Source organism: uncultured Treponema sp. (assembly GCF_934725225.1).
Lineage (GTDB): Bacteria > Spirochaetota > Spirochaetia > Treponematales > Treponemataceae > Treponema_D.
On the sequence record NZ_CAKVAM010000003.1, the window covers coordinates 90,054 to 103,257 of the forward strand.

At 41.4% G+C, this 13,204-nt stretch carries 12 protein-coding genes and 1 tRNA gene; 5 read left to right on the forward strand and 8 right to left on the reverse strand.

Annotated elements, in window-relative coordinates; all coding sequences use genetic code 11:
* The first annotated feature begins 10 nt into the window (after positions 1 to 10).
* Positions 11 to 2,008 carry a TIM-barrel domain-containing protein gene (locus tag Q0H92_RS05320; protein ID WP_296012683.1) on the forward strand — a complete coding sequence of 666 codons (1,998 nt, stop codon included), beginning with the start codon at positions 11 to 13 and terminating at the stop codon, positions 2,006 to 2,008.
* Positions 2,009 to 2,227: 219 nt separating this feature from the next.
* Here Q0H92_RS05320 and Q0H92_RS05325 read toward each other — a convergent pair whose 3' ends face one another.
* The 4 genes from Q0H92_RS05325 to gltX form a co-directional block, all read right to left on the reverse strand.
* Positions 2,228 to 2,725, reverse strand: a complete 498-nt coding sequence (locus tag Q0H92_RS05325) for a cytidine/deoxycytidylate deaminase family protein (protein WP_013701565.1) — start codon at positions 2,723 to 2,725, stop codon at positions 2,228 to 2,230.
* A 198-nt stretch (positions 2,726 to 2,923) separates the two neighbouring features.
* The gene (locus tag Q0H92_RS05330; RefSeq protein WP_296012686.1) at positions 2,924 to 4,228 is read right to left on the reverse strand and encodes an NCS2 family permease; all 1,305 of its coding nucleotides are present in this window, start codon (positions 4,226 to 4,228) and stop codon (positions 2,924 to 2,926) included.
* Between the two features lie 305 nt (positions 4,229 to 4,533).
* Positions 4,534 to 5,784: an SUMF1/EgtB/PvdO family nonheme iron enzyme gene (locus Q0H92_RS05335; RefSeq protein WP_296012688.1), complete on the reverse strand. Its 1,251-nt coding sequence runs from the start codon at positions 5,782 to 5,784 to the stop codon at positions 4,534 to 4,536.
* 379 nt (positions 5,785 to 6,163) lie between these two features.
* On the reverse strand, positions 6,164 to 7,741 hold the full coding sequence (gene gltX, locus Q0H92_RS05340; RefSeq protein ID WP_296012691.1) for a glutamate--tRNA ligase: 1,578 nt from the start codon (positions 7,739 to 7,741) through the stop codon (positions 6,164 to 6,166).
* A 262-nt stretch (positions 7,742 to 8,003) separates the two neighbouring features.
* On the opposite strand from gltX, the gene Q0H92_RS05345 reads away from it, so the two are divergent.
* Positions 8,004 to 8,732 (forward strand): ABC transporter ATP-binding protein, encoded by a 729-nt coding sequence (locus Q0H92_RS05345; RefSeq protein WP_296012693.1) that lies wholly within the window; start codon positions 8,004 to 8,006, stop codon positions 8,730 to 8,732.
* A 13-nt stretch (positions 8,733 to 8,745) separates the two neighbouring features.
* Positions 8,746 to 9,123 carry a YccF domain-containing protein gene (locus Q0H92_RS05350; RefSeq protein ID WP_296012694.1) on the forward strand — a complete coding sequence of 126 codons (378 nt, stop codon included), beginning with the start codon at positions 8,746 to 8,748 and terminating at the stop codon, positions 9,121 to 9,123.
* A 4-nt stretch (positions 9,124 to 9,127) separates the two neighbouring features.
* On the opposite strand, the gene Q0H92_RS05355 is transcribed toward Q0H92_RS05350, so the two are convergent.
* The 4 genes from Q0H92_RS05355 to Q0H92_RS05370 form a co-directional block, all read right to left on the reverse strand.
* Entirely contained in the window at positions 9,128 to 9,427 is a 300-nt protein-coding gene (locus tag Q0H92_RS05355) for a HigA family addiction module antitoxin (protein ID WP_296012697.1), read from the reverse strand.
* A 13-nt stretch (positions 9,428 to 9,440) separates the two neighbouring features.
* Entirely contained in the window at positions 9,441 to 9,722 is a 282-nt protein-coding gene (locus Q0H92_RS05360) for a type II toxin-antitoxin system RelE/ParE family toxin (RefSeq protein ID WP_296012699.1), read from the reverse strand.
* A 66-nt stretch (positions 9,723 to 9,788) separates the two neighbouring features.
* Entirely contained in the window at positions 9,789 to 10,340 is a 552-nt protein-coding gene (locus Q0H92_RS05365; protein ID WP_296012701.1) for a hypothetical protein, read from the reverse strand.
* A complete protein-coding gene (locus tag Q0H92_RS05370; protein WP_296012703.1) occupies positions 10,255 to 11,694 on the reverse strand; it encodes an MATE family efflux transporter in 1,440 nt (479 codons plus the stop codon). The genes Q0H92_RS05365 and Q0H92_RS05370 overlap by 86 nt, the downstream gene beginning before the upstream one ends.
* Positions 11,695 to 11,873: 179 nt before the next feature.
* Here Q0H92_RS05370 and Q0H92_RS05375 point away from each other — a divergent pair.
* A tRNA-Gly gene (locus Q0H92_RS05375) sits at positions 11,874 to 11,946 on the forward strand.
* A gap of 68 nt (positions 11,947 to 12,014) precedes the next feature.
* Positions 12,015 to 13,199 (forward strand): nucleotide sugar dehydrogenase, encoded by a 1,185-nt coding sequence (locus Q0H92_RS05380; protein ID WP_296012705.1) that lies wholly within the window; start codon positions 12,015 to 12,017, stop codon positions 13,197 to 13,199.
* Positions 13,200 to 13,204 lie beyond the last annotated feature (5 nt).

The window sequence follows — 13,204 nt, forward strand, 5'->3', positions numbered from 1 at the left end:
GAGGCATAAAATGATAAAGAGATTTGTATTCGGAAAAGCATTTGACACAGAAGCCGTAAAAGAAAAGCCTGAAGCCTGCAAAGAAAAAATTCCATATTTTGAAAACGCAGAAGCTTCCAGTTTTTCACTTGAAATGGACGCAAGCGACATTGTCTACGGTCTTGGAGAAAATGTGCGCGGAATAAACAAGCGCGGATTCATTTACGAAAGTTTCTGCACAGACCAGCCGGAACACAACGAAAACAAAAGCTCGCTGTATGCCGCCCACAATTTTCTCATTGTGTCTGGAAACGAAAAAAACTTCGGGGCATTCTTTGACACTCCGGGAAAAGTTACATTTGACATTGGAGCTTCGAACTATTCAACTCTTAAAGTCGCTGTAGAAAATCCAGAATTCGAACTCTACATAATAGAAAACCCAACGTTAGAATTAATCATAAAAGAATTCAGGACTTTAATCGGGCAAAGTTACATTCCTCCAAGATGGGCATTCGGAATAGGACAGTCCCGCTGGGGCTACACCTGCGAAGAGGATGTAAGAAAAGTCGCTGAAAACTACAGAAAGAACAGCATTCCGCTAGACATGATTTATCTCGACATCGACTACATGGAAAAGTTCAAGGACTTTACTATTAACAAAAAATCATTTCCGGACTTTAAGAATTTCGTTTCTGAAATGAAAAAGAATTCCGTGCGCATTGTTCCAATCATTGACGCCGGAATAAAAATGGAAGACGGATTTGAACTTTACGAGGAAGGAAAGGCAAACAATTATTTCTGCAAGGACAAAGACGGAAACGACTTTATAGTTGGAGTGTGGCCGGGAAAATGCTGCCTTCCAGACTTCTTAAATCCAGAAGCAAGAAAATGGTTTGGAATGAAATATAAATTTCTTACAGACCAAGGCATTGAAGGATTCTGGAACGACATGAACGAGCCTGCTCTCTTTTACTCTGAAAAAAATCTGGGAAAAGTTTTTGACCAAGTAAACGAAATGAAAAAGCTCAACATCGGCTTAAAAGAAAATTTCGCGCTAAAAGACACAGTCTTGAATCTTGCAAACAATGTCGATGACTACAAAAGTTTTTACCATTGCAAGGACGGAAAGAAAATCCGCCATTATGACGTTCACAACATCTACGGCTACAACATGACAAGAGCCGCATCCGAAGCGTTTGAAAAGATTTCTCCAGAAAAAAGAATCCTCATGTTTTCAAGGTCGTCCTGCATAGGCTCTCACAGATACGGCGGAATCTGGATGGGAGACAATATGTCAAGATGGCAGCACATCCTCCTGAACTTGAAAATGCTTCCGTCTCTTAATATGTGCGGATTTTTGTACACAGGCGCGGACTTGGGCGGATTCGGGGAAAACACAACTGAAGACCTTCTCTTGCGCTGGTACGCGCTTGGAATCTTTATGCCGCTGTTAAGAAATCATTCCGCATTAGGAACCCGGGAGCAAGAGCCTTTTAGATTCAAAAACAACATAGAAAAATTCAGAAACATCCTTAATCTGCGCTATAGATTTCTTCCTTACATTTACAGCGAGTTTATGAAAGCCGCCTTGCAAGGAACAATGTACGCAAGCCCGCTTGGATTTATCTGGCCAAAAAACGAGGACGCAAGAAGAACAGAAGATCAGCTTATGATTGGAGAAAGCATTATGATTGCTCCGATCTATGAACAGAACGCAACCGGACGGCACGTTTATCTTCCTGAGGAAATGAAGCTTGTAAAGTTCAAGGACAGTGAAAGCTACGAGGAAAAAATAATTCCAGCCGGACACAACTTTATTCACGTTGCGCTAGACGAAGTTGCAATCTTTATCCGAAAAGGACACATTCTGCCTCTTGCAGACAATGCGGAATCAGTTGAAAAAATTGACTTTGAAAATTTAACAACTATAAGTTTTGCAGAAAAAGGCGCACGATATGAACTCTACACTGACGACGGAGAATGCAGAAATCCCAGCCTAAGCGGAAACTTAAAAACTATAAGTGTATAACAATGTGTCATTGCCGTGCTTGACACGGCAATCTGTCATAAATTTTAACAGATTATCAACCGAGTTTCTTTCAGAAAAGAGACATCGCAGGGTCAAGCCCGAAAATGACAGAAAAGACACCTTTATAATAGCCACATATATTGCCGCTTTCTTTTTCTTCCCGCTCAGTCAATTTGCGAAGTCAGTAGCAAAACTCGACATTTTGGCTAATCAACGTTTCTACATATCGGCGTAAGTCTGAACGGAATCTTCCAAGTGCTCAATTTTTATTCCAGCCTCGGCAAACATTTTCATTGAATCTTCTTCATCATGGTAATGTTTTTCACAGACAACTCTTTTTATTCCGCAGTTTATAATAAGCATGGCGCACGTTCTGCAAGGAGTCATTTTGCAATAAACGGTCGCTCCGTCAATTGAAATTCCTCTTTTTGCGGCCTGACAAATCGCGTTCTGCTCGGCGTGAACTGTCCTTACGCAGTGCTGGGTAACAGAGCCATCAGCGTGAATCATTTTGCGCATCAAGTGGCCGACTTCATCGCAATGAGCAAGCCCTGCAGGACTTCCAACATAGCCTGTAACAAGAATCTGATTATCCTTTGCAATCACACAGCCGCTTCTTCCGCGGTCGCAAGTCGCACGCTTTGCAATAGTCCGCGCAACTTCCATAAAGTATTCATCCCAAGTCGGACGCACATATTTTTCTTTTTCTTCGCTCATGCAAAAAACTTACCATAAATTGCTGAAAAAAAAAAGACTGCCTGCAATGCGCTTCTTTTTTCAGACAAAAATTCAGTCAAAACTCACTGAGGTTTGGGTGAAAACTCACTGACTTTTGACTGCTTCGGTTAAAAAGTATAAAAATTCTGCAAAAAAAAGTGTGCCCGATTGGACACACTTAAACTTCAATTTTTTTAACTATATTGCTTTTATTGCAAGGGCAAAGATGAATACAACGGCAAGAATCCAAGTAACAACAGGAATTTCTTTTGCTTTCTTTCCGGCAACTTTTGAAATTACGTAAGCAATCATTCCGAACGCGATTCCCTTTGAAATTGAATATCCGAATGGCATTACCATGATTGTAATGAAAGCCGGGATTCCGTCTGTAATATCAGCGAAGTTGATTTTAGAAACTGACTGCATCATAAGGAAGCCTACAAAAATCAAGGCAGGAGCTGTGGCGCAAGAAGGAACAAGCGCGAACAAAGGAGTAAAGAACAAAGCAAGAAGGAAGAAGAAAGCTGTAACAACAGAAGCAAGACCAGTGCGTGCTCCGGCTGCAACTCCAGAAGAAGACTCAACGAATGAAGTTACTGTTGAAGTTCCAAGGCAAGCTCCGGCTACAGTTCCAACAGCGTCAGCAAGAAGAGCGCCTTTTACATTCGGAATGTTTCCTTTTTCATCAATAAGATTTCCCTGCTCGGCAACACCCATCAAAGTTCCGATTGTATCAAAAATATCTGTAAACAAGAAAGTAAAGAACACGCCGAAGAATTTAAGAGAAAGAACTCCAGCCCATTCAAACTTAAAGAGGAACGGTGCGCTAGGAACGGAAACCGGTTTGAAGTTTTCTGGAACAGTTGTAACGCCAAAAGGAATTCCAATAATAGTTGTAGCGGCAATGCCAATAAGAATTGCGCCAGGAATTTTAAGAATGTAAAGAACAACTGTAATGACAAGACCGATAATCGCAACAAGAGCTGTAGCATGGTTCAAGTCAATTGCGTTAAAGCCGATGATTGTTCCGTTTGCAGAAGTTACGATTCCTGCATTGTTAAGTCCGATAAGCGCAATGAAAAGTCCGATTCCAACAGCAACAGCTTTTTTCATTGTTCCCGGAATTGAATTGATAATCGCCTCGCGCACTCCGAAGAATGAAAGCAAAATAAAAAGAACGCCTTCAAGCAAAACAGCAGTAAGAGCGAACCAAGGAGAACATCCCATCTGGCCGCAGACTGTGTAAGTAAAGAACGCGTTAAGTCCCATTCCAGAAGCAAGAGCAACCGGCATATTCGCAAGGAACGCCATAATGAGAGTTGCAACGGCAGCAGAAACAGCAGTCGCAGTAAACACGCCGCCGAAATTCATTCCGGCAATTGAGCCAAGCATTCCCGGGTTAACGGCAAGAATGTAAGACATTGCAAGGAAAGTTGTAATACCGCCGACAACTTCACGGCTTACAGTAGACCCCTTCTCCTTGATTTTGAAAAATTTCTCCATAAGAAATTTCCTCCAAAAAATAGAATGCCAATATTATATCACGAAATAAAAAAAGATTATATAGCCCAAACTTCGAGTTTTATGATTTAATGTCATTATCGGGCTTGACCCTGCGATGTTTCTTTTCTGAAAGAAACTCGGTTGATAATCTATTGAAAATTTCCAGCAGATTGCCGTGTCAAGCACGGCAATGACAATGAATGAGTTTTGAAGCAAGCTGAAAAAACTCGGCGAGAATTTTTTAAAACACGCCGTACTTTTTAAATTTCACGCCGAGAATTTGGGGAAAACACGGCGTGTTTTTTTTATTTTATAGTTCGTGCAAGGCGGAAGCCCATGGTGTCGGCAAAAGCAGCTGGAGCATATCTAATCCGGGTCACAACACGACAAGATAACTGATTATCTTGGTCAAAAGCACCTCCACGTTTCACACGGTCAGAACCAGATGACGCACCAGTATCAGGTGTGCTGATGGATATGCTATCAGTGTATCTGTCCCAGCACCATTCCCACACGTTGCCGGTCATATCATAAAGCCCAAGCCTATTAGCCTTTTTTAAACCAACTTCATGAGTAATATCGTTAGAATTATCGTCATACCAAGTAACTTCAGTCTTAGTATTACTTCCAGCATAAGTATAATTCCAGTCAGTAGAAGCGCTTTGGTAGCCGCCGCGGGCTGCAAATTCCCACTCTGCTTCTGTAGGCAGACGGTAGCCATTTTTAGTAAAATCACAAGAAACACTCTGCCAACCTGAGCAACCTTGGGTAATAGCATCAAGGGAAATATTTTTATACTCAACCTCATCACCATTCGTCTGAATAATTGTATAACAAGGTTCAAGTTCCATTAATATAGAAAGCCTGTTGCAAAACACAATTGCATGATACCAGCTTATATACTCAACAGGACGTAGCACTTGTGTTTCTCCCTCAGCCGGAGGATAAGCTTCTCCATGAAACCTGCTTGGATTTTCTCCCATCACGGCTTCAAAAAGCTCCTGCGTTACTTCGTATTTTCCTATGCTGTATGGGCTTAAAGTTACTGTGCGGTCGCTAATAAAAACACCTTCAGTTCCGCTTCCTGTAATTGGTGTGGCGGTGTCAATTACCGTCGCAAGGGCTGTCTTTTCAAGCTTGGTCTTGTTTATAACTATGCTTCCGTCTTCAGCAATAGAAAAGATGTTAGACAAAAGTATTAAGGTTAAAGAGCATTCTGTAGTTTTATCTGCTTCAACTTTTATATCTTTGCTTCCAGATGCGATAAGCTCATCATTGTTCGCAGAATCTCTCGCTTCTGCCTCAACGGTATATTCACCGGCTTCAAGCTCCGTGAACTCTATTACCCCCCCCAACGCCGCATCTTTCTCTATAGTCTCACTTTCGCCAATTACACGCACAACGAACTTGTCGGCATTGTCCTTGCTGTAAAGGTAGCGTCCGCCCGGCAAAGCCACACGGATTGAGCCGCCTTTTTCAGAGCCGCCGCTCATGTTCATGCAGGACGCAGCCACAAATAAAAACGCAAATAAAGCCGGAACAATAAATTTCTTCATAAAAGACCTCCAATGAATTGATTTCTGACCGAGTTTCTTTCAGAAACATCGCGGGTCAAGCCCGAAAATGACAGTTTTCATTCCTGTGTCATTCCTGCGCAACGACACAGGAATCTCTATTATAACCAACATTCCTAGAATCTAAATTAAATTATACTGAATAAATTTCAAAAAACAACTTTTGGGTGAAAATTTATTAAGAATTTTCCTTGAGTAAATACGTTATTTTCCATTGGTAAATAGCTTATTTACCTTAGGAAAATAGTCTATTTACCCAGGGTAAATATATTGTTTACCAAGGGTAAATATGTTGTTTTCCATAATTATAAAAAAACAGCCCAGACATTTTATCCGGACTGTTCTTTACGCAATCTAAAACTTAGAAAGCTGCAAGTGTTTTTTCAACGCGCTCGCAGGCTTTTTCTTTTCCAAGAATCCAGATTGAGCCAATCAGCGGCGGAGAAATGCGGCTTCCTGTAACAGCCATGCGCACAGGCATCATAAAGTCGCCAAGTTTTATTCCAAGCTCCTCGGCATATTTTTTTGCAAGGGCTTCAGCATCATCGTGGCTCATTCCAAAGATTTCAGAAACAAAAGACTTCGCCTTTTCAAGAACTTCCTTTGTCTTTGCTTCGTCAAGTTTTTTTGGAATAATTTCAGACTTCACAGGAACAGCAGGTTCTGTAAACATAAAGCGAACCATTTCAGCGGCATCTGTAAGGAAATGCAGGCGTTCCTTTATAAGCGGCATAAGCTCCAGAAGCTTTTTCTTTACATCTGCGCTCGCCATATTCATTGAAGAATCCACGCAAACAGGCTCGCCATCGCTTCCAAGCGCAACACCAGAATATTCAGGACCAACCTTTGGCTTAGGCTGCGGATTTTCAGGATTGATTTCAAGGGAAGCGTCTCCTGTTCCTGTTATAAACGGCAATGTCCACTTATAAAGCTCCTCGTCAGACAAAGCGCGGATATACTGGCCGTTGTACCATTCAAGCTTCTTGTAGTCAAAAACAGCAGGAGCCTTGTTCAAATGTTCAAGCTTAAAGTTAGCGGCAAGCTCCTCAAGGCTGTAGATGTCGCGTCCGTCCTCGTAAGAGCAGCCCAAGAGAGCCACATAGTTTACAATCGCCTGTGGAAGGTAGCCTCTTGCGCGGAACTCATTAAGCGAAGTCGAGCCGTGACGTTTTGAAAGCTTCTTTCCGTCTGAACCATTTACCATTGGCAGGTGGCAGAATTCAGGATGTTCCCAGCCGAACGCCCTGTACATCTGAACATGAAGAGGAGTTGAAGGAATCCATTCCTGGGCACGCATAACGTGGCTTATCTTCATCAGGTGGTCGTCAACAATATTCGCAAGGTGATATGTCGGAAATCCATCGCTCTTTAAAAGAACCGGATCAGGGGAAATGTCCTCGTTCTTCCAGACAATGTCGCCAAGAAGATGGTCCGTGAACTTTGTCTCGCCTTCAAGCGGAACTTTAAGCCTTATAACATAAGGTTTTCCGGCTGCAAGATTCGCCTTCACTTCTTCTTCTGTAAGGTGGCGGCAGTTTCTGTCGTATCCCGGTGGCATTTTGTTTTCTGTCTGAATCTTGCGGATTCTTTCAAGACGCTCTGAATCACAGAAGCAATAGTAAGCCTCGCCTTTTTCCACAAGCTCCTGCGCATATTTTTTGTAAAGCTCGAACCTTTCACTCTGAACATAAGGCCCGTACTCTCCGCCCTTGTCTCCGCCCTCGTCCCAGTCGATTCCAAGCCAAGCCATAGTGTCGTAAAGATTCTTCACATATTTTTCATCGTATCTTGTGCGGTCAGTATCCTCAAGACGAAGAATGAATTTTCCGCCCTTAGACCTTGCAAAAAGATAGTTAAAAAGCGCAGTACGCACACCGCCGATATGCTGCAGCCCCGTAGGAGAAGGCGCATAACGAACCCGAACCTCTTTGTTTTCCATAAATGTAAACCTCTGTGATATAAAATTACAATAGAGTTTTTATTTTTGTGTCATTATCGGGCTTGATCCGATAATCTATTTAAAATTTACAATAGATTCCCGTGTCAACGTCCGCCTTACAGCGCACTGCACGAGAATGACAGTAGAAATGATTATACCGACTGAAAAAGTTTTACTCAATAACGAAAGCACTGATGCAAGGGCGCAGAAGCATTGAAAAATTCCTGTGGAACTTTATGATTAAGTCTGCTATACTGTTGCAATGAATCTGATTGAGCTTAAAGATATTTCCAAAAACTACAAGATGGACAAAGTAATTGTAAAGGCCGTGGACAAGGCGTCTTTTTCAATAAAGAAAGGCGAATTCGCGGCGATTTCCGGCTCGTCCGGCTCAGGAAAGTCCACACTTCTGAACATAATCGGGCTTATTGACCTTCCGACTTCCGGCACTTTGCTTTTAAACGGAAACGACATCTACGCGCAAACCAAGCTTTCTGCGGACACAAAACTTTCCGCATCTCTGGACAAAAAGCTCACAGTTCTTAGAAGAAAAAACCTCGGATTTATTTTTCAGACATTCAATTTGATTCCTGTTTTAAATGTAAGGGAAAATGTGGAGCTTCCGCTTACGCTCGGACCTTCGTTCGCAACGGAAACCATGGGCAAGAAAGAACTTGGCGAATGGATTGACTTTCTGATTGAAACAGTCGGACTTTCAGCCTGGAAAAACCACAAGCCTTCAGAACTTTCAGGCGGACAAAGGCAAAGGGTGGCAATTGCGCGCGCGCTAGCTACAAAAGCCCCGGTGATTCTTGCCGACGAGCCTACCGCAAACCTTGACTCAAAAAACGGAGACCAGATTCTTGAGCTTATGAAAAACCTGAACAAGGAGCTTGAGACAACCTTTATCTTTTCAACGCACGACGCAAAAATCGTGAACATGGCAGACCACGTGATAAAAATTTCCGACGGAAAAATAATCAGCGCGTAAAAAAGAGATTTTTATGAACTTCTTTAGATTCCTTGGAAACATTGTGTGGTTTGTGCTTTACGGATTTATTTCCGGGCTTGCTTGGCTTGCTATCGGTCTGCTCTGGTGCGTTACAATTATCGGCATTCCAGTTGGAATCCAGTGCTTTAAGCTGTCCTGCGTTTCGTTCTTTCCGTTCGGAAAAAACATTCTGCTTGGAACAAAAACAAGCTCGCTTTTGCTGAACATTCTTTGGGTTGTCTTTGGCGGACTTGAACTTGCGATTGGATATTTAGCGGCAGGAATTTTGTTCTGCTGCACAATCATAGGAATTCCGCTAGGACTTCAGTGTTTCAAACTCGTAAAACTTTCGTTCCTGCCCTTCGGAGCAAAGATAGAAATAAAAGTGTAAAGTGCTATGCAATCTGCTTGCAGGCTGGTATTTTTTTCAAGTCTTTTTCCAGTCTGATTTCAGCCTCCCGCAAATCCAGCTCATTCTGCAAATTAAGCCAAAATTTTGAGGTTGTTCCAAAATATTTTGCAAGGCGCAAGGACATTTCTACAGTTATCTTTCGTTTTCCGTGAACTAAATCTAAAATTGTGCTAGACGAAACACCTAAATCTTTTGAAAGTCTATAAGGCGTGATATTTAATGGCTCAAGAAATTCTTCTGTGAGAATTTCTCCTGCGGTTGGCAATTCAAATCTTTCAGACATAGAAAACCTCCGTTTAGTGGTAATCCACAATTTGAAGTTCATAAGCTTCATTGTTTTGAAACTTGAACATTATTCTCCATTGATTATTTACTCTTATGGAACAGTAGTCCTTTAAGTTTCCTTGCAAATGCTCAAATTTATTTCCTGGAGGAATTTTTAAGTCATCTTCATTTTCCGCTGAATTGATTATCAACAACTTTGCAAAAACTCTTTTATGAATTTCAGGCGGAAACTTTTTTGATTTTTTTCCCTTCCAGATTTTTTCAGTTTCAGAATCTGCAAATGACTTTATCATATACACATTATCTATTGTTCAGATATATCTGTCAAGAAGATATAAAAACTAATTTCAAATTTTACCTTAATCTCTTTCCGGCTTGGTGAACTTGAAGAACTTTGGGGCTTTGTGGTCAATGTGCCAGCCGCCGTTGTAGAAGCCGTTTTCATTGGCGGTGGAACTTACAAAGATTACTTTTGCAGGATTTTCTGTGTCGTACAAAAAAGTGTTTGAGTTCCAATCCTTTTCTAAAAGCTCCCTTGAAAGTCCTTGAGCGAAAACTTTTTCCTTTGGAGTGAAAAAACTGATTTTATACCTTCCCTTCTTTAAAAGAAGATGCATTGCCATTCCGCCGCAAAGATAATAACTACGCTCATAAGGAATTCCTTTCTTTGGCTCGCTGATCCAGGAATAGTTTGCCTTGGCTTTTGTGTAAGTTACATCTTCGCCAGTTTCAGCGTCTTCGAGCTTCAAGTAGCAGCGGGTTTCGTTTATCTGACAGCTGTTTTCTGGGCGGTAGACTATGAGCGACCATGGATTGTGGCGCACTTCATCTTCCGCATAAAGACAGATTCCGTTCAGAAATAAAAGCAAGAAAAATGCAATGGAAAAAAGCTCTGTTTTCTTTGTTTTCATCGCCTCTCATATTAAGTTTTTTCTGATAAAAAATAAAGAACACAAGATTCAAGACGATTCCAAAAACTGTTGCTGTAGGAGCGGCAAGACCAATCATTGAAAGGCTTGCATCCGGCTGAACAGACATTATATACGACATCGGGAGACGCACAATAAACGACTGAGCAAGCCCCTGAATCATAACAAGAACCGTTGCGCCGTGTCCGTTAAAATAGCCGATAAAACTGAACAGCACAGAAGTTACCACAGCTTCAATTGCGAATCCGCGCAAGTATTCAAATGAACGGCGTATTACATTTTCGTTGTCGGTAAAAATTGAAGACACAAAATCGCCTTTAAAGAAAATCAGGATGAAAACAAAAATTCCTATAAGCGCGCCAATCGCCATTCCTGTAAGCATTGACTTTGTTGCCCGCCTTTCATTTTTTGCGCCCACATTCTGCGAAACGAAACTGGACATTGACTGCATGAGAGAACTTGGAACAAGCATTACAAACGCAACAATTTTATTTGCAACTCCGTATCCAGAAGAAGCTTCAAGTCCAAGCCGGTTTATAAACGCAACAAGGCACATAAAAGATATTTGCGTCAAAAGCTCCTGAAATCCAATAGGAATTCCAATTTTTATTATTCCGCGCAATTCTTCGTTAAAACGCAAATCTTTTCTATTTAGATGAACAAGTTTTTTTCTTCTGATTATGATTATAGAAAGAACAACGGAAACTGCCTGGGCCGCAACAGTCGCAATGGCAGCTCCGGCGACATTCATCTTAAATCCTGCAATCAAAACAAGGTCGCCTGCAATGTTCACGGCGCAAGCGATTCCAACAAAAAGCAAAGGACTTTTTGAATCTCCCAGTCCGCGGAAAACTGCGCTGATTAAATTGTACGCAAGAATAAAAACAAATCCGGCTCCGCAAATTCTTATATACTGAACAGTATGGTCAATTGCTTCGGAAGGAGCCTGCATAAGAAGCGCAATCGGGCGTGCAAAGACAACAAGGCAAACTGTAAAAAGAATTCCCGCGCACAAAAAGAAAACAATAGAGCCTCCGATAACGCGGCTGATTTTCTCAGGCTTTTTTTCGCCTAGATATTTTGCAATAAGAACTGTAACAGAAGTTGCAAAGCCTGCAAGAACAAATGTAAAAAGGTTCATTATATTTGAGCCTGTGGAAACACCAGAAATTCCTTCCGTAGTTCCGAATCTTCCCACGACCATAATATCCACCGCGCCATAAGCGGCTTGAAGAATCAATGCGCCTAGAATCGGAATCATAAAGCGCAGCATCTTTGAAAGAATCGGGCCGGACGTAAAGTCATTCGCAGCCGTCAATTTATTTTCGTTCAACATGGAATATATTTTATTAAATCAAAAATTTGTTTCAAGCAACAAAAAGGCTAATTTTTTGTTATTGAACTGATATAAACACAGAGCGTGCGGCAAAATATTCTTAAAAAATAATTGCAAAATTCAGCATTTTCCTGTTGACATTTTTTTTCATAAAATATAATATATTGAACATAAGCAATGCGGCAGTCGTATAACGGCTTATTACCCCAGCCTTCCAAGCTGGAGACGAGGGTTCGACTCCCTTCTGCCGCTCTCGGACCTTAGGTTTTTCTAAGGTCTTTTTTTTTGCCTATTTAACATTGCTTTATTTGGAGGAAAGAATGAAAATAGCAGTAGCAGGAACAGGATACGTAGGACTTTCAAACGCAATTTTGCTTTCGCAGCACAATGAAGTTTTTGCAACAGATATAATTCAGGCTAAAGTTGACTTAATAAACAGCAAAAAATCTCCAATAATAGACAAGGAAATTGAAGAATACCTTGCAAACAAAAGGCTCAACCTTACAGCCACAACAGATGCTAATCTTGCCTACAAAGACGCTGATTTTATCATTATTTCAACTCCAACAAACTACGACCCGGAAAAAAATTACTTTGACACTTCTTCTGTTGAATCGGTTCTAAAACTTGTAAAAGAAATAAACCCGGAAGCAACAGTTGTAATAAAATCCACAATTCCAGTCGGCTACACTGAAAAAATCCGCGCGGAAATGGGAATTAAAAATCTTCTGTTTTCCCCGGAATTTCTTCGTGAAGGACACGCGCTTTATGACAACCTTTATCCGTCAAGAATCGTTGTAAGTTTTCCAAAAGAACAGCCGGAATTAAAAGAAAAAGCCGAGCAGTTCGCTTCATTGCTTAAAGAAGGCGCAATCAAGGAAGACATCAAGATTCTTTACCCGAACTGCACAGAAGCAGAGGCAATCAAGCTTTTTGCAAACACATATCTTGCCTTGAGAGTCGCATATTTCAACGAGCTTGACACTTATGCGGAAGTGCGCGGGTTGGACACAAAGTCTATTATAGAAGGAATCTGCCTAGATCCAAGAATCGGAGACTTCTACAACAATCCTTCGTTCGGCTACGGCGGTTACTGTCTTCCAAAGGACACAAAGCAGCTTCTTGCAAACTACAAGGACGTTCCGCAGAATTTAATCCATGCGATTGTAGATTCAAATTCAACACGCAAAGACTTTATCGCAGAACAAATTATCGCAAAGAAGCCAAAAGCTGTGGGAGTTTACCGTCTTACAATGAAAGCGAACAGCGACAATTTCCGCCAAAGCTCAGTTCAGGGAATTATGAAACGCGTAAAGGCAAAGGGAATTCCTGTAGTTGTCTACGAACCTTCTTATAAGGATGATGAATTTTTCGGCTCAAAAGTAGCCAAAGACCTTTTGGAATTTAAGAAAGACTGCGATGTAATTATTTCAAACAGAATGTCTCCTGAACTTGCAGACGTAAAGGAAAAAGTCTACACAAGAGATTTGTATTCGCGCGACTAAGGCTT